The 20,162-nt window shown below is 64.8% G+C and carries 19 protein-coding genes and 1 pseudogene; 11 read left to right on the top strand and 9 right to left on the bottom strand.

Going from position 1 to position 20,162, the window contains the following annotated elements:
• Positions 1–119: 119 nt before the first annotated feature.
• Positions 120–1,424, bottom strand: a complete 1,305-nt coding sequence (dadA, locus tag ACIP21_RS06205) for a D-amino acid dehydrogenase (protein ID WP_400685222.1) — start codon at positions 1,422–1,424, stop codon at positions 120–122.
• Between the two features lie 153 nt (positions 1,425–1,577).
• Here dadA and dadR point away from each other — a divergent pair, with 153 nt between their 5' ends.
• Positions 1,578–2,066: a transcriptional regulator DadR gene (gene dadR / locus ACIP21_RS06210; protein WP_003258963.1), complete on the top strand. Its 489-nt coding sequence runs from the start codon at positions 1,578–1,580 to the stop codon at positions 2,064–2,066.
• A gap of 2 nt (positions 2,067–2,068) precedes the next feature.
• Here the strand turns inward: dadR and ACIP21_RS06215 are convergent, their stop codons facing one another.
• A complete protein-coding gene (locus ACIP21_RS06215) occupies positions 2,069–2,422 on the bottom strand; it encodes a YkgJ family cysteine cluster protein (RefSeq protein ID WP_400685224.1) in 354 nt (117 codons plus the stop codon).
• 208 nt (positions 2,423–2,630) lie between these two features.
• On the opposite strand from ACIP21_RS06215, the gene ACIP21_RS06220 reads away from it, so the two are divergent.
• A complete protein-coding gene (locus ACIP21_RS06220) occupies positions 2,631–3,923 on the top strand; it encodes an NAD(P)/FAD-dependent oxidoreductase (protein ID WP_400685226.1) in 1,293 nt (430 codons plus the stop codon).
• A 33-nt stretch (positions 3,924–3,956) separates the two neighbouring features.
• On the opposite strand, the gene ACIP21_RS06225 is transcribed toward ACIP21_RS06220, so the two are convergent.
• Positions 3,957–4,187: a DUF1127 domain-containing protein gene (locus tag ACIP21_RS06225; RefSeq protein WP_400685228.1), complete on the bottom strand. Its 231-nt coding sequence runs from the start codon at positions 4,185–4,187 to the stop codon at positions 3,957–3,959.
• Between the two features lie 180 nt (positions 4,188–4,367).
• Between ACIP21_RS06225 and ACIP21_RS06230 the strand changes: the two genes are divergently transcribed.
• Together ACIP21_RS06230 and ACIP21_RS06235 are read left to right on the top strand one after the other, a co-directional pair.
• Positions 4,368–5,798, top strand: a complete 1,431-nt coding sequence (locus tag ACIP21_RS06230) for a PLP-dependent aminotransferase family protein (protein ID WP_400685231.1) — start codon at positions 4,368–4,370, stop codon at positions 5,796–5,798.
• A 60-nt stretch (positions 5,799–5,858) separates the two neighbouring features.
• Positions 5,859–7,415 carry a phospholipase D family protein gene (locus tag ACIP21_RS06235; protein WP_400685233.1) on the top strand — a complete coding sequence of 519 codons (1,557 nt, stop codon included), beginning with the start codon at positions 5,859–5,861 and terminating at the stop codon, positions 7,413–7,415.
• A 124-nt stretch (positions 7,416–7,539) separates the two neighbouring features.
• Here the strand turns inward: ACIP21_RS06235 and ACIP21_RS06240 are convergent, their stop codons facing one another.
• Positions 7,540–8,679, bottom strand: coding sequence for an MFS transporter (locus tag ACIP21_RS06240; RefSeq protein WP_400685235.1), 1,140 nt, complete (start codon positions 8,677–8,679; stop codon positions 7,540–7,542).
• A gap of 128 nt (positions 8,680–8,807) precedes the next feature.
• Complete coding sequence (locus tag ACIP21_RS06245; RefSeq protein WP_400685237.1) at positions 8,808–10,301, bottom strand: aldehyde dehydrogenase; 1,494 nt, start codon at positions 10,299–10,301, stop codon at positions 8,808–8,810.
• A 196-nt stretch (positions 10,302–10,497) separates the two neighbouring features.
• On the opposite strand from ACIP21_RS06245, the gene ACIP21_RS06250 reads away from it, so the two are divergent.
• The gene (locus ACIP21_RS06250) at positions 10,498–10,857 is read left to right on the top strand and encodes a cupin domain-containing protein (RefSeq protein WP_400685239.1); all 360 of its coding nucleotides are present in this window, start codon (positions 10,498–10,500) and stop codon (positions 10,855–10,857) included.
• A 153-nt stretch (positions 10,858–11,010) separates the two neighbouring features.
• Here ACIP21_RS06250 and rpmG read toward each other — a convergent pair whose 3' ends face one another.
• On the bottom strand, positions 11,011–11,166 hold the full coding sequence (gene rpmG, locus ACIP21_RS06255; protein WP_003253507.1) for a 50S ribosomal protein L33: 156 nt from the start codon (positions 11,164–11,166) through the stop codon (positions 11,011–11,013).
• Between the two features lie 11 nt (positions 11,167–11,177).
• The gene (gene rpmB / locus ACIP21_RS06260; protein WP_003253504.1) at positions 11,178–11,414 is read right to left on the bottom strand and encodes a 50S ribosomal protein L28; all 237 of its coding nucleotides are present in this window, start codon (positions 11,412–11,414) and stop codon (positions 11,178–11,180) included.
• Positions 11,415–11,775: 361 nt separating this feature from the next.
• On the opposite strand from rpmB, the gene ACIP21_RS06265 reads away from it, so the two are divergent.
• Complete coding sequence (locus ACIP21_RS06265) at positions 11,776–13,365, top strand: ABC transporter substrate-binding protein (protein WP_400685242.1); 1,590 nt, start codon at positions 11,776–11,778, stop codon at positions 13,363–13,365.
• A 122-nt stretch (positions 13,366–13,487) separates the two neighbouring features.
• Here the strand turns inward: ACIP21_RS06265 and radC are convergent, their stop codons facing one another.
• Complete coding sequence (gene radC / locus ACIP21_RS06270; RefSeq protein WP_400685244.1) at positions 13,488–14,168, bottom strand: DNA repair protein RadC; 681 nt, start codon at positions 14,166–14,168, stop codon at positions 13,488–13,490.
• 129 nt (positions 14,169–14,297) lie between these two features.
• Here radC and coaBC point away from each other — a divergent pair, with 129 nt between their 5' ends.
• The 4 genes and pseudogenes from coaBC (at position 14,298) to argB (ending at position 18,415) form a co-directional block, all read left to right on the top strand.
• Positions 14,298–15,509: a bifunctional phosphopantothenoylcysteine decarboxylase/phosphopantothenate--cysteine ligase CoaBC gene (gene coaBC, locus ACIP21_RS06275; RefSeq protein ID WP_400685247.1), complete on the top strand. Its 1,212-nt coding sequence runs from the start codon at positions 14,298–14,300 to the stop codon at positions 15,507–15,509.
• A 5-nt stretch (positions 15,510–15,514) separates the two neighbouring features.
• The gene (gene dut, locus ACIP21_RS06280) at positions 15,515–15,970 is read left to right on the top strand and encodes a dUTP diphosphatase (protein WP_400685249.1); all 456 of its coding nucleotides are present in this window, start codon (positions 15,515–15,517) and stop codon (positions 15,968–15,970) included.
• A gap of 135 nt (positions 15,971–16,105) precedes the next feature.
• Positions 16,106–17,479: pseudogene (locus tag ACIP21_RS06285) on the top strand (phosphomannomutase/phosphoglucomutase); the annotation flags it as partial.
• A 30-nt stretch (positions 17,480–17,509) separates the two neighbouring features.
• Positions 17,510–18,415 carry an acetylglutamate kinase gene (gene argB, locus ACIP21_RS06290; RefSeq protein WP_400685252.1) on the top strand — a complete coding sequence of 302 codons (906 nt, stop codon included), beginning with the start codon at positions 17,510–17,512 and terminating at the stop codon, positions 18,413–18,415.
• Between the two features lie 168 nt (positions 18,416–18,583).
• Here the strand turns inward: argB and pyrE are convergent, their stop codons facing one another.
• Entirely contained in the window at positions 18,584–19,225 is a 642-nt protein-coding gene (gene pyrE / locus ACIP21_RS06295) for an orotate phosphoribosyltransferase (protein WP_014861506.1), read from the bottom strand.
• Positions 19,226–19,305: 80 nt separating this feature from the next.
• Here pyrE and ACIP21_RS06300 point away from each other — a divergent pair, with 80 nt between their 5' ends.
• The gene (locus ACIP21_RS06300; RefSeq protein WP_008091582.1) at positions 19,306–20,085 is read left to right on the top strand and encodes an exodeoxyribonuclease III; all 780 of its coding nucleotides are present in this window, start codon (positions 19,306–19,308) and stop codon (positions 20,083–20,085) included.
• Positions 20,086–20,162: the final 77 nt, after the last annotated feature.

Below are 20,162 nucleotides of genomic sequence, written 5' to 3' on the forward strand. Positions count from 1 at the left end.
GAAATCGGTGTTGGGTTCTTCGCGGCTGAAGCCGCTCCCACAGTGGACCGCACAATGCTCAGGATCATGCGGTCCCTGTGGGAGCGGCTTTAGCCGCGAAGAGGCCGGTACAGGCGACCTTACTGCTGGTGGGCAGGCTCGGCCCGCCCATGCTTGGCCACTTCCGGGCTGTTGCCATAGCGCGAGATATCCAGGCCTTCGGCACTGATCTGCGGCTTCTTGCGCGCAATCAGGTCGGCCAGCAGGCGCCCGGAACCGCAGGCCATGGTCCACCCCAGCGTGCCGTGGCCGGTGTTGAGGAACAGGTTGCGGAACGCGGTGGCGCCAACGATCGGCGTGCCGTCCGGGGTGGCCGGGCGCAGGCCGGTCCAGAAACTCGCCTGGCTCAGGTCGCCGCCGCGAGGATAAAGGTCGTTGACGATCATCTCCAGCGTTTCGCGTCGACGCGGGTTCAGCGACAGGTCGAAGCCGGCGATTTCCGCCATGCCGCCGACGCGGATACGGTTGTCGAAACGGGTGATCGCCACTTTGTAGGTTTCGTCCAGGATGGTCGAGGTCGGCGCCATCTCGGCATGGGTGATCGGCACGGTCAGCGAATAGCCCTTGAGCGGGTACACCGGCGCCTTGACCCCCAGCGGCTTGAGCATCTGCGGCGAGTAGCTGCCCAGCGCCAGCACGTAGCGGTCGGCGGTTTCCAGCTTGCCGTCGATCCACACGCCATTGATGCGGTCACCGGCGAAGTCCAGGCGCTGGATGTCCTGGCCGAAGCGGAACTCCACGCCCAGCTTCACGGCCATCTCGGCCAGCTTGGTGGTGAACAGCTGGCAGTCGCCGGTCTGGTCGTTGGGCAGCCGCAGGGCGCCGGCGAGGATGTCCTTCACGCCGGCCAGGGCCGGTTCGACGCGGGCGATGCCGTCGCGGTCAAGCAGCTCGTAGGGCACGCCGGACTGTTCCAGCACGGCGATGTCCTTGGCCGCCGCATCCACCTGGGCCTGGGTGCGGAACAGCTGGGTGGTGCCCAGGCTACGGTTTTCATAGGCGATGCCGGTTTCGGCGCGCAGTTCGTCGAGGCAGTCGCGGCTGTACTCGGACAGGCGCACCATGCGCTCCTTGTTCACCGCGTAGCGGCTGGCGGTGCAGTTGCGCAGCATCTGCGCCATCCACAGGTACTGGTCGACGTCACCGGTGAGCTTGATGGCCAGGGGCGCGTGGCGCTCGAGCAGCCACTTGATGGCCTTGAGCGGCACGCCGGGGGCGGCCCAGGGCGAGGCGTAGCCGGGCGAGATCTGGCCGGCGTTGGCAAAGCTGGTTTCCAGGGCCACTGCCGGCTGGCGGTCGACCACGGTCACCTCGAAGCCTTGCCGGGCCAGGTAATAGGCACTGGCGGTACCGATCACGCCGCTACCAAGTACCAATACTCGCATCGTTCATCCCTCGCACGCGGCGCACCGCTGTTTTGTTGATATGGCATGGATGGGCGCAGTATAAGAATCTCAGACCAGTGCAATTCACTATATAAAAGCCTATTATTGGCGAGAATTCTCGGCAAAAACGCCTTTCACGGAGGGGCATCCCCTATGAGAACCCAGCACCAGAGCAAGCGTGAACTGGACAAGATCGACCGCAACATCCTGCGGATCCTGCAGAATGACGGGCGTATTTCCTTCACCGAACTGGGCGAGAAAGTCGGGCTGTCCACCACCCCTTGCACCGAGCGCGTGCGCCGCCTGGAGCGCGAGGGCATCATCATGGGCTACAACGCCCGGCTCAACCCGCAGCACCTCAAGGGCAGCCTGCTGGTGTTCGTGGAAATCAGCCTGGACTACAAGTCGGGCGATACCTTCGAGGAGTTCCGCCGGGCGGTGCTCAAGCTGCCCCACGTGCTGGAGTGCCACCTGGTGTCGGGTGACTTCGACTACCTGGTGAAGGCGCGGATTTCGGAGATGGCCTCGTACCGCAAGCTGCTCGGCGACATCCTGCTGAAGCTGCCGCACGTGCGCGAGTCGAAGAGCTACATCGTCATGGAAGAGGTGAAGGAAAGCCTCTGCCTGCCGATCCCGGACTGAGGCTAGACCAGGACCTGGCGGGTGCTGGCGATGTACTGGTGGACCAGCTGTTCGGCGGCGGGCTCGATCATCGGCTCCGGGCCACGACCGCGTGGGCAGGCCATGCGCGGTGTGGTGCCGAACAGGCGGCAGATCATCGGGCGCTCGTCATACACGGTGCAGCCGTTGGGGCCCAGGTGCACGCAGTCCAGACGCTCGAGGGCGGCGTCCTGCTCGGCCTGGGTCTTGCGCGGCAGGCGGGCCATTTCTTCCGCCGAGGTGGTGACCGGGCCGCAGCAGTCGTGGCAGCCGGGGACGCATTCGAATGACGGAATGAGCTCGCGCAGGAAGTGGATCTTGTGGCGGTTGCAGGACATGGCTGGGTACAAAGCTGAAAGATTGGATGGATTATAGGCCCATTCGCGGGTGAACCCGCTCCCACAGGTATCCCGCAAGATTCGAGCCCTGTGACGGACCTGTGGGAGCGGGTTTACCCGCGAACGAGGGCGCAGCCCTCGCTGGTTGCCCCACCGCGATGGCTCAGCTTATCCTCGCGCCTCCCTCCATTTTCAAGGGCCGCCCCTCATGATCCACAGCGCGCAGCACGCCGCCTCCTACTACGCCGCCAGCAGCGCGCCCCACCCGGATCATTCCTTCCTGCAGGGCGACCAGCGCGCCGACGTGTGCATCGTCGGCGGCGGCTATTCGGGGCTGAATACCGCCATCGAACTGGCCGAGCGCGGCTTCTCGGTAATCCTGCTGGAAGCGCGCAAGCTCGGCTGGGGCGCCAGCGGGCGTAATGGCGGCCAGCTGATCCGCGGCGTCGGCCACGGCTTGGAGCAGTTCCTGCCGGTGATTGGCGAGGAAGGCGTGCGCAGCCTCAAGCTGATGGGCCTGGAAGCGGTAGACATCGTCCGCCAGCGGATCGAACGCCACGCCATCGCCTGCGACCTGACCTGGGGCTACAGCGACCTGGCCAACAAGCCCGATGAGCTCAAGGGCTTTGCCGAGGACGCCGAGGAGCTGCGCAGCCTGGGCTACCGCCACGAACTACGCCTGATCGGCAAGGACGATATCCACAGCGTGGTCGGCTCCGACCGCTATGTAGGCGGGTTGGTCGACATGGGCTCGGGCCACCTGCACCCGCTGAACCTGGCCCTCGGCGAAGCGGCTGCGGCCAGTCTCCTTGGCGTGCAGCTGTTCGAGCAGTCCGAGGTGACGCGCATCGACTACGGCGCCGAAGTGCAGGTGCACACGGCCCGGGGACGGGTGCGCGCCAAGACCCTGGTGCTGTGCTGCAACGCCTACCTCAACGACCTCAACCCCGAGCTGGGCGGCAAGGTGCTGCCAGCCGGCAGCTACATCATCGCCACCGAGCCGCTTGGCGAGGAACGTGCCCGCCAGCTGCTGCCGCAGAACATGGCGGTGTGCGACCAGCGCGTGGCGCTGGACTACTATCGCCTGTCGGCCGACCGCCGCCTGCTGTTCGGCGGCGCCTGCCATTATTCCGGCCGCGACCCGAAGGATATCGCCGGCTACATGCGGCCGAAGATGCTCAAGGTGTTCCCGCAACTGGCGGACGTGCGCATCGACTACCAGTGGGGCGGCATGATCGGCATCGGCGCCAACCGCCTGCCGCAGGTCGGCCGCCTGGCCAGCCAGCCCAATGTGTATTACGCCCAGGCCTACGCCGGGCATGGCCTTAACGCCACACACCTGGCTGCACGCCTGCTGGGTGAAGCCATCAGCGGCCAGGAGAGCGGGCGTTTCGACTTGTTCGCCAAGGTGCCGCACATGACCTTCCCGGGCGGCAAGCACCTGCGCTCGCCGATCCTGGCCTTGGGCATGCTCTGGCATCAACTCAAAGAGCTGGTCTAAAGGCTGGCACCCTACCCCTGTGGGAGCGGGTTGTCAGTCTTTCCAGAAGGGTTTGCGACCCTCAGTCCGCGCCTGCTCCCAGCTCAGGCCGATGTCCCGCAGTTGGTCATCGTCCAGCTGCAGCAAGGCCCGGCGGGTGTGCCAGCGGTGCAGCATCAGCCCCCAACGCCCAAGCCCGGCCGGCGCGTTGAACACCTTGGTCTGCTGCCCGGCATCCAGCTCTCTGGCCATCAGTTGCAAACGCACATCGCTCATGCCACCCATCGCTGCGGTCTCCCATTCAGTGTGTAACCGTGGAGACAGCATGCGCGTGGGCAGCCTCGGCAATACAGATCCAATACAGGCTTATTATTCCCATACAGAATTGGCCGCCCGACAGCTGAATGATGTATTTTCAGCTCATCTGTACTGGTCGCTTTCTACAGGAACGCGCAGGAGTATGCCGTGACCCTCTACCTGAACCTCGCCGAACTGCTCGGCGCGCGCATCGAACAGGGCCTCTATCGCCCAGGCCAGCGCCTGCCTTCGGTGCGCGCCCTGAGCGAGGAACATGGTGTCAGCCTGAGCACCGTGCAGCAGGCCTACCGCATGCTCGAAGACAGCGGCATGGTCTCGCCACGGCCCAAGTCCGGCTATTTCGTCAGCGACCACCGCGCCCTCCCCGCCCTGCCTGCGGTCAGCCGCCCGGCCCAACGCCCGGTGGACATCTCCCAGTGGGAACAGGTACTGGAGCTGGTGCGCAGTACCCCGCGCCGGGACGTGATCCAGCTTGGCCGTGGCATGCCCGACATCGACAGCCCGTCCCTCAAGCCACTGCTGCGCAGCCTCGCCCAGCTCAGCCGCCGGCAGGACATGCCCGGCCTGTACTACGACAACATCCACGGCAACCTGGCCCTGCGCGAGCAGATCGCCCGGTTGATGCTCGACTCCGGCTGCCGCCTGGGCCCGGCCGACCTGGTGGTGACCACCGGCTGCCACGAGGCGCTGTCGTGCAGCATCCGCGCGGTGTGCGAACCCGGCGACATCGTCGCGGTCGACTCGCCGAGCTTCCACGGTGCCATGCAGACCCTCAAGGGCCTGGGCATGAAGGCCCTGGAGATCCCCACCGACCCGGTCACCGGCATCAGCCTCGAAGCCCTGGAACTGGCCCTGGAGCAGTGGCCGATCAAGCTCATCCAGCTCACCCCGAGCTGCAACAACCCGCTGGGCTACATCATGCCCGAGGCGCGCAAGAAGGCCCTGCTGAGCCTGGCCCAGCGCTACGACGTGGCGATCCTCGAAGACGATGTGTATGGCGACCTGGCCTATACCTACCCGCGCCCGCGCACGATCAAGTCGTTCGACGACGATGGCCGCGTGCTGCTGTGCAGTTCGTTCTCCAAGACCCTCGCCCCTGGCCTGCGCATCGGCTGGGTCGCCCCCGGGCGCTACCTGGAGCGGGTGCTGCACATGAAGTACATCAGCACCGGCAGCACCGCCAGCCAGCCGCAGCTGGCGATTGCCGACTTCATCGCCGCCGGCCACTACCAGCCCCACGTGCGGCGCATGCGCAGCCAGTACCAGCGCTCCCGCGACCTGATGAGCGACTGGGTGACCCGCTACTTCCCGGCCGGCACCCGGGCCAGCCGGCCCCAGGGCGGATTCATGCTGTGGGTGGAATTGCCCGAACATTTCGACACGCTGCGGCTCAATCGCGCTTTACTGGAGCAGGGCGTACAGATTGCCGTGGGCAGCATCTTCTCGGCCTCGGGCAAGTTCCGCCAATGCCTGCGCATGAACTTCGCCGCGCGGCCGACACCGGCGATCGAGGCGGCGGTGCGCAAGGTCGGTGAGACCGCCCTTCGTCTACTGGATGAAGACCACGTCGAAGGGTAACTTTGCGCCGCCCTGCGTAGTCCAACCCGTTAGCGCTTAGCCGTACAGGACGATTCACCCTTGAGCCTCCAGCGAGCCTTGCCTCTGCTGCTGGTGCTGTTGCTCGGCCTCAATGGCTGCGCCAGCGTCGGCACGCCCCGCGAAACCAGCCAGGCGCTGCCCGCCAGCGACTCGGCGCTCGGCCGCTCGGTGCTGCGCCAGGCCGCGCCTTACCAGGGGCGCTCAGGCTTTCGCCTGCTGCCCAACAGCAACGAGGCGTTCCGCGCCCGCGCCGAGCTGATCCGCAACGCCCAGTCGAGCATCGACCTGCAGTACTACATCGTCCACGACGGCCTCAGCACCCGCGCCCTGGTGCACGAGCTGCTGCGCGCCGCCGACCGCGGCGTACGCGTGCGCATCCTGCTCGACGACACCACCAGCGACGGCCTGGACACCCTCATGGGTACCCTCGATGCCCACCCGAACATCCAGATCCGCCTGTTCAACCCGCTGCACCTGGGCCGCAGCACCGGCGTCACCCGCGCCGTCGGCCGCCTGTTCAACCTGTCGCGCCAGCACCGGCGCATGCACAACAAGCTGTTCCTGGTGGATGGCAGCATGGCCATCGTCGGCGGGCGCAACCTGGGCGACGAGTATTTCGATGCCGAGCCCAACCTCAACTTCACCGACATCGACCTGCTGGGCGTTGGCCCGGTAGCCGAACAGCTGGGGCACAGTTTCGACCAGTATTGGAACAGCGCCCTGAGCCGGCCGATCACCGACTTCCTCTGGCGCGAGCCGGATGCCGACGATCTGCGCGCCAGCCGTCAGCGTCTCGAAGTATCGCTGGCCCAGGCACGGGTGCAGCGCAAGGCCCTGTATGACCGGCTGATGGCCTATCAGACCCAGCCACGCCTGGACGTGTGGCGCAACGAGCTGATCTGGGCCCACGCCCAAGCGCTGTGGGATGCGCCGAGCAAGGTGCTGGCCGACGACGAGCCCGACCCGCAGCTGCTGCTGAGCCAGCAACTGGCGCCGGACCTGGCCAGCGTGCACCGCGAACTGATCCTGGTCTCGGCCTACTTCGTGCCCGGTGAGCCGGGCCTGCTGTACCTGACCGGGCGCGCCGACGCCGGAGCCTCGGTCAAGCTGCTGACCAATTCGCTGGAAGCCACCGACGTGCCAGCGGTACACGGCGGCTATGCGCCCTATCGCCGGGCCTTGCTCGAGCATGGCGTGCAGCTGTTCGAACTGCGCCGCCAGCCGGGCGCCCCGGCGACTACGCGCCTGAGCCTGCATGGCAGCAGCTCGGACTCGAGCCTGCACAGCAAGGCGATGGTGTTCGACCGGCACAAGACCTTCATCGGTTCGTTCAACTTCGACCCGCGCTCTGTGCTGTGGAACACCGAAGTCGGCGTGCTGGTGGACAGCCCGGAGCTGGCCGAATACACCCGCGAACTGGCCCTGCAGGGCATGGCGCCGGCGCTGAGTTACCAGGTGAAGCTGGTGGGTGACAAGCTGGTGTGGGCGACCGAGGACAATGGCCAGCGGCACATGCTGACCTCGGAGCCGGGCGGTATCTGGCGGCGCTTCAATGCCTGGATCAGCAAGGCGGTCGGTTTGGAGAAGATGCTGTAGCCGGTATTGCCGGGGCCGCTTTGCGGCCCGCTCGCGACACGACGCCGCTCCTACACAAGCACCGCGTATTCTTGTAGGAGCGGCCTTGTGTCGCGAAAGGGCCGCCAAGCGGCCCCAAAATCCATCAGGCAGACGCCGCCTCAAAAGCCCCCGGCCGCCGCGTCAGCACCACCAACCCCGCCGCCCCCGCCGCCATCAGCCACAGCAACGCATGCCCGCTGACCCACTGGCTCCCCGCCCCGGCCAGCAACGGCCCGAGCAGGCAACCAATACCCCACAGCTGCGCCACATGGGCATTGGCCCGCACCAGCGCATCGTCGCGGTAGCGCTCGCCAATCAGGATCAGCGACAAGGTGAACAAGCCCCCGGCACTGGCGCCGAACAGCACCCACAGCGGCCAGATCGCCGGTGTGTCCAGCAACAGCGGAATCGCCAGGCTGGACACCATCAAGGTCATCGCGCAACCGGTGAACAGCGCCTGGCGCGACATATGGTCGGCCAGCGCCCCGATCGGCAGTTGCAGCACCGCATCACCCACCACCACGGTGCTGACCATGAACAGGGCGATCTCGGTGCTGAAGCCCTGCTGCAGGCAATACACCGGCAACAGGGTAAGAATCATCGCCTCGAAGGCGGCAAACAGTGCGACCGCCCAGGCGATCACCGGCAAGCGCCGGCAGAAGGCGAACAGGTCGCCGAAGGTCACGCTGCAGGCCTCGGTGCTGGGGGCACCGCCGCGACCGAGCAGCAACAAGGGCGCGAGCAGCAGAAGGCCGGTCGCGGCCCAGAAGCCAAAGTCGTCGTCGGAGCCGAGAAAGCCCAGTACCAGCGGCCCGGCCAGCTGGCTCAGGGCGTAACTGCTGCCGTACAACGCCACCAGGCGGCCGCGCCATTGCTCGACCACCAGCTGATTGATCCAGCTTTCACCGAGGATGAACACCACGGTCAACGACATGCCGATCAACAGGCGCAGCGCCAGCCACAGCGGGTAGCTGGGCAGCAAGGCGACCAGGCCGATCGACAGCGCCCCGCCCCACAGGCACAGGCGCATGGCCGAGGGCACGCCGACCCAACCGGCCAGGCGGCTGGCCAGGCTGGCGCCCAGCAGCACGCCGAGCGCCGGCATCGCCGCCATCACGCCGATGGCGAACCCACCGTAGCCCCAGGCCTCCAGGCGCAGGGACACCAGCGGCATGCTCACGCCGAGCGCCAAACCGACACTGAGCACCGATGCCAGTACAGCGAAGTAGGTACCCCAACGCATTGCAGCCTCCCAGGCTGGTTTTTCCAGGCCCATTCGCGGGTAAACCCGCTCCCACAGGTACATCACCACTTTTGAAAGCAGTGCAGCACCTGTGGGAGCGGGTTTACCCGCGAAAAGGCCCTACCGGATTACAGCTTGATCCAGGTCGCCTTCAGCTCGGTGTACTTCTCCAGCGCATGCAGCGACTTGTCACGGCCGTTGCCCGACTGCTTGAAGCCACCGAACGGCGCGGTCATGTCGCCGCCGTCGTACTGGTTGACCCAGACGCTGCCAGCGCGCACGGCGCGGGCGGTCTTGTGGGCCTTGGAGATGTCCGAGGTCCAGATACCGGCGGCCAGGCCATACGGGGTGTCGTTGGCGATGGCGATGGCTTCTTCGGCGGTGTCGAAGGCGATCACCGACAGCACTGGGCCGAAGATTTCTTCCTGGGCGATGCGCATGGCATTGGTCACGCCGTCGAAGATGGTCGGCTCGACGTAGGTGCCGCCGGTCTCTTCGAGTGTACGCTTGCCGCCAGCCAGCAGCGTGGCGCCGTCCTTGTGGCCGGCGTCGATGTACGACAGCACGGTGTTCATCTGCTGGGTGTCGACCAGGGCACCGACGGTGGTCTGCGGGTCCAGCGGGTTGCCTGGCTTCCAGCCCTTGAGGGCCTCGACCACCATGGGCAGGAACTTGTCCTTGATCGAACGCTCGACCAGCAAGCGAGAGCCTGCAGTGCAGACTTCGCCCTGGTTGAAGGCGATGGCGCTGGCAGCGGCTTCGGCAGCGGCTTGCAGGTCCGGGGCGTCGGCGAAGACGATGTTCGGGCTCTTGCCGCCGGCTTCCAGCCAGATGCGCTTCATGTTCGATTCGCCAGCGTAGACCATCAGCTGCTTGGCGATCTTGGTCGAGCCGGTGAACACCAGGGTGTCGACGTCCATGTGCAGGGCCAGGGCCTTGCCCACGGTGTGGCCGTAGCCTGGCAGCACGTTCAGCACGCCGGCCGGGATGCCGGCTTCAATGGCCAGCTGGGCGATGCGGATGGCGGTCAACGGGGATTTTTCGGACGGCTTGAGCACCACCGAGTTACCAGTGGCCAGGGCCGGGCCGAGTTTCCAGCAGGCCATCAGCAGCGGGAAGTTCCACGGTACGATGGCACCGACCACGCCCACCGGCTCGCGAGTGACCAGGCCAAGCTGGTCGTGTGGGGTCGGGGCGACTTCGTCGTAGACCTTGTCGATGGCTTCGGCGGTCCAGTGGATGGCATTGGCCGCGCCCGGGATGTCGATGCTGGAGGAGTCGCCGATCGGCTTGCCCATGTCCAGGGTTTCGAGCAGTGCCAGTTCTTCCACGTTTTTACGCAGCAGGTCGGCGAAGCGGATCAGCTTGGCCTTGCGCTTGGCCGGGGCCAGTTGCGACCAGACGCCGGAGTCGAAGGTGGCGCGGGCGTTTTCCACGGCGCGGTTGGCATCAGCCAGGTCGCAGCTGGCGACCTTGGCCAGGAAGCGTCCGTCGACCGGGCTCAGGCAGTCGAATGTTTCACCGGATGCGGCGTCGGTGTATTCGCCGTTGATGAAGGCACGGCCTTCGATCTTCAGTTGCTGGGCACGTTGTTCCCAGTCCGCACGGGTCAGGGTGGTCATACGAAACTCCTCCTCTTGTTTAGGTGCAACGCCGCACTGAGGACTCACTGGCGTTGTCAGAATTCTGGCCGGGCGACGAGCGCACACGGGCAAGCGATACCCTAAACCAGCCCGGGTAAAGTATCAATATATTTGACACGAACGGCCTAAAAGCCTACTGATGTTCATTTTATTAAACAACAACAGGAGCCGCACCATGAGCATCGACAGCATCATCGACTTCGCCCAGGTTCTCACCGAGGCCGAACGTTACCGCCCGGCGGCGGAGAAAATCCTCAAGGGCGAGCCGGACCAGGCTGTCTACAACCACTATTCGAGCCCGTGCGGGCAATTTGCCGCAGGAGTCTGGGAAGGTGCAGTGGGGCAATGGACGGTGAGCTACACCGAGCATGAGTACTGCGAGATCGTCCAGGGCGTTTCGGTGCTGCGCGATCAGGATGGCGGGGCCAAGACCCTGCGTGCCGGTGATCGGTTCGTCATCCCGGCAGGGTTCAAGGGCACCTGGGAGGTGCTGGAGCCTTGCCGCAAGATCTATGTGATGTTCGAGCAGAAATAATTTTTCGCCTGTTCGGGCCTCTTCGCGGGTAAACCCGCTCCCACAGGGATAGCGCATTCCCTGAGGGCGGCGGAGAACCCGCGAAGAGGCCGGCACAGGCATAAAAAAACCCGCGTCCTTTCGGATGCGGGTTTTTTTCAGGTCGCCGATCAATTACTTGATCTTGGCTTCCTTGTACACCACGTGCTTGCGAACAACCGGATCGTATTTCTTGATCTCGATTTTGTCCGGGGTGGTGCGCTTGTTCTTGTCGGTGGTGTAGAAGTGGCCGGTACCGGCACTCGAAACCAGACGGATCAATTCACGCATGATGCTCTCCCTTAAACCTTGGCGCCAGCTTTACGGATGTCAACCAGAACGGCGTCGATGCCGCGCTTGTCGATGATACGCATGCCTTTGGCGGAAACGCGCAGACGCACGAAACGCTTCTCGGATTCAACCCAGAAACGGTGGTGCTGCAGGTTCGGCAGGAAACGACGACGGGTTTTGTTGTTTGCGTGGGAAATGTTGTTCCCGGTTACTGGACCCTTACCAGTAACTTGACAGACTCTCGACATGACTCAGCCCTCTAAAACCACATGCCCAACCCGGCATGGGTTGGCCGCTTAATCTCTCAGTCTTTGGCGCCAGGCGCCGTGATTCTGGAGGTCTTATCGACCGGATCCGCTGATGCGACAGGCCGAGCCCCTAGAAAAGAGCGCTGCTTTATACCAGAAAGACTGCGCTGCAACAACAGAAGATGAGCATTCCACTGCCACGAATTGCGCGCGAGCAGCATAACGACTCGCCCGCCGCACTGTCGACCGCTCGTCGCCAAGCGCCTGAAAAAGAAGGTGGTCATTTCCTTTTACGCACACTAGGGTAGGACGTTTCCAGACTGCACCGGCAGATGGGCCATCGACCAGCCAAGGAGCCACCATGCGTGCTGCCGCCCTTTCCTTATTGTTCACCTCCCTGTTTGCCGCAGGCGTTGCCCAGGCCGCCCCGCTGAGTGTCTGCACCGAAGCCAGCCCCGAAGGCTTCGACGTGGTCCAGTACAACTCGCTGACCACCACCAATGCCTCGGCTGACGTGCTGATGAACCGTCTGGTCGAGTTCGACGCAGGCCAGGGCAAGGTGGTGCCGAGCCTGGCCCAGAGCTGGACGGTGTCTACCGACGGCCTGGTCTACGATTTCACCCTGCGTGACGGGGTCAAGTTCCACAAGACCGCGTACTTCACGCCGAGCCGCGAGCTCAATGCCGACGACGTGCTGTTCAGCTTCCAGCGCATGCTCTACCCGGCCCACGCCTGGCACAAGAGCGCTCCCGGCGGCTACCCGCATGCGCAGTCGCTGCAACTGGGCAGCCTGATCAAGGCGATCGAGGCGCCCACGCCGAACACCGTGCGCTTCACCCTGACCCACGCCGACGCCACCTTCCTGGCCACCTTGAGCATGGGCTTCGCTTCGATCTACTCGGCCGAATACGCCGACAAGCTGATGAAGGACGGCACCCCGGAGAAGCTCAACAGCCAGCCGATCGGCACCGGCCCGTTCGTCTTCCAGCGCTTCCAGAAGGACGCCGTGGTGCGCTACCGCGCCAACCCGGACTACTTCGGCGGCAAGCCGGCGGTCGACCCGCTGATCTTCGCCATCACCACCGATGCCAACGTGCGCCTGCAGAAGCTCAAGCGCGGCGAATGCCAGGTGGCCCTGTCGCCCAAGCCGCTGGATATTGCCGAGGCTGGCAAGGACGGCAACCTCAAGGTCGCCACCACCCCGGCATTCATGACCGCCTTCGTCGCCATCAACAGCGAGCACCCGCCGCTGGACAAGCCCGAGGTGCGCCAGGCGATCAACCTGGCCTTCGACAAGCAGGCCTACCTCAAGGCCGTATTCGAAGGCACCGCCACCGCCGCCAACGGCCCCTACCCGCCCAACACCTGGAGCTATGCCAAGAACCTGCCGGGCTACCCGCTGGACGTGGACAAGGCCAAGGCGCTGCTGGCCAAGGCGGGCCTGGCCGAGGGCTTCAGCACGACGATCTGGACCCGCCCTTCGGGCAGCCTGCTCAACCCCAACCCGAGCCTGGGCGCGCAGATGCTGCAGGCGGACCTGGCGAAGATCGGCGTCAAGGCCGAGATCCGCGTGATCGAATGGGGCGAGCTGATCCGCCGCGCCAAGGCTGGCGAGCATGACTTGCTGTTCATGGGCTGGGCCGGCGACAACGGCGACCCGGACAACTTCCTCAGCCCGCAGTTTTCCTGCGCGGCGGTGCAGTCGGGCACCAACTTCGCGCGCTTCTGCGACAACCGCCTGGACCAGCTGATCAGCGCAGGGCGCACCACCAACGACCAGAGCGTGCGCAGCCGGCTGTACCAGCAGGCGCAGACGCTGATCCAGCAGCAGGCGCTGTGGGTGCCGCTGGCGCACCCGACGGCGGCGACGCTGTTGCGCCAAGGGGTCGAAGGGTTCCAGGTGAGCCCGTTCGGGCGGCTGGACTTCAGCAAGGTGTCGGCTACTCGGTAAACCTGCATTGGCCCTTTCGCGGGTGAACCCGCTCCCACAGGACCACCACAGGCTCAAAATCTGTGGAGATCCTGTGGGAGCGGGTTCACCCGCGAAAGGGCCGGCACAGGCAGCACAAGGCCTCAGGCCACGATCCACCCCTGCTCGACCATCGACAGTGGCTCCCCATCGCCAACGATGATGTGATCCAGCACCCGCACATCGATCAACGCCAACCCGCGCTTCAGCGAAACCGTCAGGTGCACGTCATCCTGGCTCGGCTCACTGCTCCCCGAAGGATGGTTGTGACACAGAATCAGCGCCGCCGCGTTGTGCTGCAATGCCCGACGCACCACCTCTCGGGGATAGACATTCGCCCGGTCTATCGTGCCCCGGAAGAGGATCTCGAACGCCAACGGCCGATGCTTGCTATCCAGGAACAGGCAACCGAAAACCTCGCTTGCCTCATGGCGCAACATGGATTTCAGATAGCGCCGCACTGCTGTCGGGCTCTCCAGGGCAGGCGTGCGCTCGATATTTTCATCCAGATAGCGCCTGCCAATCTCCAGCAACGCCTGCAACTGCGCATATTTCACCGGCCCCAGCCCCGGCTCGCGCAATACGGCCTGCCGCTCAGCCTCAAGAAACGACCTGAGCCCGCCAAAGCGCGCCAACAGCCCCCGGGCAAGGTCCAGCACATTGCGCCCGGCCACCCCGGAGCCCAGCAACACGGCCAGCAACTCGGCGTCGGACAGCACCGCCGCGCCACGCAGCAACAACTTCTCCCTCGGCCGCTCATCCGCCGGCCACTCCCTGATGTTCATCCCCGCTCCCTGCCCTTGCTGCGGCCCGTTTCGGCCCTGTGTTAATCTATTTCGCCTCGTACATGCGACGTTCTGCCGCAGGCGGTTCCGAACGTCGCCGACCGCTCTCACTGGAATAAAGGCAAGCCTATGCAGCGGCTGTATCGCAAGCGCATCGTTCTCGGCGTCGGGGGTGGCATTGCCGCCTACAAAAGCGCCGAGCTGATTCGCCGACTCCTGGAGCACGGCGCGCAGGTGCGCGTCGTCATGACCCGTGGTGGTGCCGAATTCATCACCCCGCTGACCCTGCAGGCGCTGTCCGGCCACCCGGTGCACATGGATCTGCTCGACCCTGCCGCCGAAGCGGCCATGGGCCACATCGAACTGGCCAAGTGGGCCGACCTGGTGCTGATCGCCCCGGCCACCGCCGACCTCATGGCGCGCATGGCCCAGGGCATGGCCGACGACCTGCTGACGACATTGGTGCTGGCCACCGACGCCACCGTGGCCGTTGCCCCGGCAATGAACCAGGCAATGTGGCGCGACCCGGCCACGCAAGACAACCTCGACCTGCTCAAGCGCCGCGGCATCCAGGTGTTCGGCCCGGCCTCCGGCAGCCAGGCCTGTGGCGACGTGGGCCTGGGCCGCATGCTCGAAGCCACCGACCTGGCCTGGTGCGCCGCCGAAAGCTTCAAGCGCCAGGCGCTGACCGGCAAGCACGTGCTGATCACCGCCGGCCCCACCCAGGAAAACATCGACCCGGTGCGCTACATCACCAATCATAGCTCCGGGAAGATGGGCTTCGCCCTGGCCGAAGCGGCCGCCGAAGCCGGGGCTCGGGTGACCCTGGTGACGGGCCCTGTGCACCTGCAGACACCCGACCGGGTGCAGCGCATCGACGTGGTCAGCGCGCGGGACATGCTCGCGGCCTGTGAAGCGGCCATGCCATGCGACCTGTTCATCGCCTCTGCAGCGGTCGCGGACTACCGCCCAGAGGTGGTCGCCGCGCAAAAGCTCAAGAAGGATCCTACGACCGGCGACGGCATGCTGCTGCAGATGGTGCGCAATCCCGATATCCTTGCGACCATCGCTGGTCGCGTCGACCGCCCGTTCAGCGTCGGCTTCGCCGCCGAGACCGAACACTTGCTCGATTACGCCACGCGCAAGCTCAAGGACAAGAACCTCGACCTGATCGTCGCCAATGATGTGGCCAACCCCAGCATCGGCTTCAACAGCGAGGAAAACGCCCTGACCGTGATCGACCGCCAGCAGCACCAGACCCTCTTCGCGCAGACCAGCAAGGGCAAGATTGCCCGGCAACTGGTCGCCTTCATCGCCGAACGGCTCAACCAGGTTCAATAAGTTACATGCACGCTCTTCAAGCCAAGATCCTCGACCCACGCCTGGGCAGCGAATTCCCGCTGCCGCAATACGCCACCCCGGGTTCCGCCGGCCTCGACCTGCGCGCCCTGCTCAAGGAGGACACCGTTCTCGAGCCGGGCCAGACCCTGCTGATCCCCACCGGCCTGTCGATCTACATCGGCGACCCGGGCCTGGCGGCGATGATCCTGCCGCGCTCGGGCCTGGGCCACAAACACGGCATCGTGCTCGGCAACCTGGTCGGCCTGATCGACTCGGACTACCAGGGCGAGCTGATGGTGTCGTGCTGGAACCGTGGCGACACGCCGTTCACCATCGCCGTCGGCGAGCGCATCGCACAGCTGATCCTGGTGCCGGTGGTGCAGGCGCACTTCGACATCGTCGAGGCCTTCGACGAGACCCAGCGCGGCGCGGGTGGCTTCGGGCATTCCGGTACCCGCTGAGCCGGCCACCGACCGTTCAGGCCATGGATGGCGAACTCTCTGGCGATTGCACCGTCCAAGCGTTCAGTTTGCGCCTGCCCAGAAAGCCTTTGACTAAATGGAGCTCCAGAGATGAACGACATGGCCCACCTGGTCCCCGCACTGCCCGAGAGCATCTTCCGCGCCTATGACATCCGTGGCGTGGTCGGCAAGACGCTGCATGGCGAAACCGCCTACTGGATCGGCCGCGCCATCGGCGCGCAGACCCTCGCCCAGGGCGAACCGCAGATTTCCGTCGGCCGTGATGGTCGCCTGTCCGGCCCGATGCTGGTCGAACAGCTGATCCAGGGCCTGGTCGACGCCGGTTGCCAGGTCAGCGACGTCGGCCTGGTGCCGACCCCGGCGCTGTACTTCGCCGCCAACGTGCTGGCCGGCAAGTCGGGGGTGATGCTCACCGGCAGCCACAACCCGTCGGACTACAACGGCTTCAAGATCGTCATCGCCGGCGACACCCTGGCCAACGAGCAGATCCAGGCCCTGCTGACCCGCCTGAAGACCGACGACGTGCCACGCGGCCAAGGCAGCGTGCAGAAGGTCGAGATCCTCGAGCGCTACTTCCAGCAGATCGTCGGTGACGTGAAGCTTGCGAAGAAGCTCAAGGTGGTGGTCGACTGCGGCAACGGCGCCGCCGGCGTGGTCGCGCCGCAACTGATCGAAGCCCTGGGCTGCGAGGTCATCCCGCTGTTCTGCGAGGTGGACGGCAACTTCCCCAACCACCACCCGGACCCGGGCAAGCCGGAAAACCTCGAAGACCTGATCGCCAAGGTCAGGGAAACCGGCGCCGACATCGGCCTGGCCTTCGACGGCGACGGCGACCGCGTGGGCGTGGTGACCAATACCGGCAGCATCGTCTACCCTGACCGCCTGCTGATGCTGTTCGCCCAGGACGTGCTGGCGCGCAACCCGGGCGCCGAGATCATCTTCGACGTCAAGTGCACCCGGCGCCTGACGCCGCTGATCGAACAGCACGGCGGCCGCGCGCTGATGTGGAAGACCGGCCACTCGCTGATCAAGAAGAAGATGAAGCAGACCGGCTCGCTGCTGGCTGGCGAGATGAGCGGCCACATCTTCATCAAGGAACGCTGGTACGGTTTCGACGACGGCATCTACAGCGCCGCGCGCCTGCTGGAGATCCTCAGCAAGGCTTCGCAGAGCGCCGAAGAGCTGTTCGCCGCCTTCCCGAACGATATTTCCACGCCGGAAATCAACATTGATGTGACCGACGAGGGTAAATTCAGCATCATTGATGCACTGCAACGCGACGCCGACTGGGGCGAAGCCAGCCTGACCACCATCGACGGTGTGCGGGTCGACTACGCCAGCGGCTGGGGCCTGGTCCGCGCCTCCAACACCACACCGGTGCTGGTGCTGCGTTTCGAGGCCGAAAGCGCCGCCGAGTTGCAACGTATCAAGGATGTTTTCCGTGTCCAGTTGCTGCGGGTTGCCCCTGAGCTGCAACTGCCGTTCTGACCGACTATCTGTTCCTTACAGGAGCCCTGCATGACCCTCGATCGCGATGCCGCTTCCCATGTAGCCGAGGTTTTGTCCGAAGCACTGCCTTACATCCGCCGCTTTGTCGGCAAGACCCTGGTGATCAAGTACGGCGGCAACGCGATGGAGAGCGAAGAGCTCAAGACCGGCTTTGCCCGGGACATCGTGCTGATGAAGGCCGTGGGCATCAACCCGGTGGTCGTGCACGGTGGCGGCCCGCAAATCGGTGACCTGCTCAAGCGCCTGTCGATCGAAAGCCACTTCATCGATGGCATGCGCGTCACCGACGCGGCGACCATGGACGTGGTGGAAATGGTCCTCGGCGGCCAGGTCAACAAGGACATCGTCAACCTGATCAACCGCCACGGCGGCAGCGCCATCGGCCTGACCGGCAAGGACGCCGAGCTGATTCGCGCGAAGAAGCTCACCGTCAGCCGCCAGACCCCGGAGATGACCCAGCCGGAAATCATCGACATCGGCCACGTCGGCGAAGTGGTGAGCGTCAACACCGACCTGCTGAACATGCTGGTGAAGGGCGATTTCATCCCGGTGATCGCGCCGATCGGCGTGGGCGCCAACGGCGAGTCGTACAACATCAACGCCGACCTGGTGGCCGGCAAGGTGGCCGAAGCGCTGAAGGCTGAGAAGCTGATGCTGCTGACCAACATCGCCGGCCTGATGGACAAGGAAGGCAAGGTGCTGACCGGCCTGACCACCGAGCAGGTCAACGAGCTGATCGCCGACGGCACCATCTACGGCGGCATGCTGCCGAAGATCAAGTGCGCGCTGGATGCGGTGCAGGGCGGCGTGACCACCTCGCACATCGTCGACGGCCGCGTGCCGAACGCGGTGCTGCTGGAGATCTTCACCGACAGCGGCGTGGGCACCCTGATCAGCAACCGCAAGCGTCACTGATACCTGTGCCGGCCTCTTCGCGGGTAAACCCGCTCCCACAGGTACAGCACCACCTTCAAGGTTGGTGAAGACCCTGTGGGAGCGGGTTTACCCGCGAAAGGGCCGGAACAGGCGATACAAAAAAGGCGACCTTCACCGAAGGTCGCCTTTTTCATTTCCAGGCCAGGATCAGATCCCGTATTGCGCCCGATAGGCCTCAACGGCCGGCAGGTGCTGCTTGAGCTGCGGGTCGTCCGCCAGGAACTCCAGCACCTGGGTCAGCGACACGATGCTCACCACTGGGATACCGAAGTCACGCTCCACTTCCTGGATGGCCGACAGCTCGCCGTTGCCGCGCTCTTCGCGGTTCAGCGCGATCAGCACGCCGGCGGCCTTGGCCTGCTGGGCGTTGATGATCTGCATGACCTCGCGGATGGCGGTACCGGCGGTGATCACGTCATCGATGATAAGCACTTCACCGGCCAGCGGCGCACCCACCAGGCTGCCGCCTTCGCCGTGATCCTTGGCTTCCTTGCGGTTGAAGCACCATGGCACGTCGAGCTGATGCTGATCGGCCAGGGCGACGGCAGTGGTTGCCGCCAGTGGAATGCCCTTGTAGGCCGGGCCGAACAGCACGTCGAACGGGATCTTGCTGTCGACGATGGCTGCGGCATAGCAGCGGCCCAGCTCGGCCAGGGCGGAACCGGTGTTGAACAGGCCGGCATTGAAGAAATACGGGCTGGTACGCCCCGATTTCAGGGTGAATTCACCGAAGCGCAGCACGCCGCGGTCGATGGCAAAACGGATGAAGTCGCGCTGATACGGCTGCATGTAAGGTCCCGGACACCACGGATTTAGCTAAATGGGTTGAGCTCGGGTATCATACACGCACGAGATTTTTGGGGCCATTTATGCGGATCATCAGTGTGAACGTGAATGGCATTCAGGCTGCAGCCGAGCGTGGATTGCTCAGCTGGTTGCAAGCCCAGAATGCCGACGTCATCTGCCTTCAGGATACCCGCGCCTCGGCCTTTGAACTCGATGACCCAGCTTTCCAGCTCGATGGCTATTTCCTTTATGCCTGCGACGCGGAGGTGCCCGCCCAAGGTGGCGTGGCACTCTACTCGCGCATGCAGCCCAAGGCAGTCATCACCGGCCTGGGCTTCGAGACAGCCGACCGCTACGGGCGTTATCTGCAAGCAGATTTCGACAAAGTCAGTATTGCCAGCCTGCTGCTGCCTTCGGGCATGAACGGCGACGAAGACTTGAACCAGAAGTTCAAGTTGATGGACGACTTCGCCAAGTACCTGGACAAGCAGCGTCGCAAGCGTCGCGAATACATCTATTGCGGCTCGTTCTACGTGGCGCAGCAGAAGCTCGACATCAAGAACTGGCGTGACAGCCAGCAGTCGCCGGGCTTCCTGCCGCCCGAGCGCGCCTGGATGGACGCGATCACCGGCGACATGGGCTACGTCGATGCCCTGCGCGAAGTCAGCCGTGAAGGCGACCAGTACAGCTGGTGGCCGGACAACGAACAGGCCGAGATGCTCAACCTGGGCTACCGGTTCGACTACCAGATCCTCACCCCGGGCCTGCGCCGCTTCGTGCGCAACGCCCGCCTGCCGCGTCAGCCGCGCTTCTCCCAGCATGCGCCGCTGATCGTCGACTACGACTGGACGTTGACCATCTAAAAGCATTGGGGCCGCTTCGCGCCCCTTTCGCGACACAAGGCCGCTCCTACAGGTAATCGCATGGGTCCATACGGACG

It is taken from the genome of Pseudomonas sp. NPDC089401 (genome assembly GCF_044749485.1).
GTDB lineage: Bacteria > Pseudomonadota > Gammaproteobacteria > Pseudomonadales > Pseudomonadaceae > Aquipseudomonas.

Bases quoted from the DNA above. Each gene is read 5' to 3' on its own strand.
- rpmG (WP_003253507.1), bottom strand. From the start codon at position 11,166: ATGCGTGAATTGATCCGTCTGGTTTCGAGTGCCGGTACCGGCCACTTC.
- ACIP21_RS06300 (WP_008091582.1), top strand. From the start codon at position 19,306: ATGCGGATCATCAGTGTGAACGTGAATGGCATTCAGGCTGCAGCCGAG.
- ACIP21_RS06225 (WP_400685228.1), bottom strand. From the start codon at position 4,187: ATGGGTGGCATGAGCGATGTGCGTTTGCAACTGATGGCCAGAGAGCTG.
- ACIP21_RS06245 (WP_400685237.1), bottom strand. From the start codon at position 10,301: ATGACCACCCTGACCCGTGCGGACTGGGAACAACGTGCCCAGCAACTG.
- rpmB (WP_003253504.1), bottom strand. From the start codon at position 11,414: ATGTCGAGAGTCTGTCAAGTTACTGGTAAGGGTCCAGTAACCGGGAAC.
- ACIP21_RS06250 (WP_400685239.1), top strand. From the start codon at position 10,498: ATGAGCATCGACAGCATCATCGACTTCGCCCAGGTTCTCACCGAGGCC.
- ACIP21_RS06265 (WP_400685242.1), top strand. From the start codon at position 11,776: ATGCGTGCTGCCGCCCTTTCCTTATTGTTCACCTCCCTGTTTGCCGCA.
- argB (WP_400685252.1), top strand. From the start codon at position 17,510: ATGACCCTCGATCGCGATGCCGCTTCCCATGTAGCCGAGGTTTTGTCC.
- pyrE (WP_014861506.1), bottom strand. From the start codon at position 19,225: ATGCAGCCGTATCAGCGCGACTTCATCCGTTTTGCCATCGACCGCGGC.
- ACIP21_RS06220 (WP_400685226.1), top strand. From the start codon at position 2,631: ATGATCCACAGCGCGCAGCACGCCGCCTCCTACTACGCCGCCAGCAGC.
- dadA (WP_400685222.1), bottom strand. From the start codon at position 1,424: ATGCGAGTATTGGTACTTGGTAGCGGCGTGATCGGTACCGCCAGTGCC.
- coaBC (WP_400685247.1), top strand. From the start codon at position 14,298: ATGCAGCGGCTGTATCGCAAGCGCATCGTTCTCGGCGTCGGGGGTGGC.
- dut (WP_400685249.1), top strand. From the start codon at position 15,515: ATGCACGCTCTTCAAGCCAAGATCCTCGACCCACGCCTGGGCAGCGAA.
- ACIP21_RS06215 (WP_400685224.1), bottom strand. From the start codon at position 2,422: ATGTCCTGCAACCGCCACAAGATCCACTTCCTGCGCGAGCTCATTCCG.
- radC (WP_400685244.1), bottom strand. From the start codon at position 14,168: ATGAACATCAGGGAGTGGCCGGCGGATGAGCGGCCGAGGGAGAAGTTG.
- dadR (WP_003258963.1), top strand. From the start codon at position 1,578: ATGAGAACCCAGCACCAGAGCAAGCGTGAACTGGACAAGATCGACCGC.
- ACIP21_RS06240 (WP_400685235.1), bottom strand. From the start codon at position 8,679: ATGCGTTGGGGTACCTACTTCGCTGTACTGGCATCGGTGCTCAGTGTC.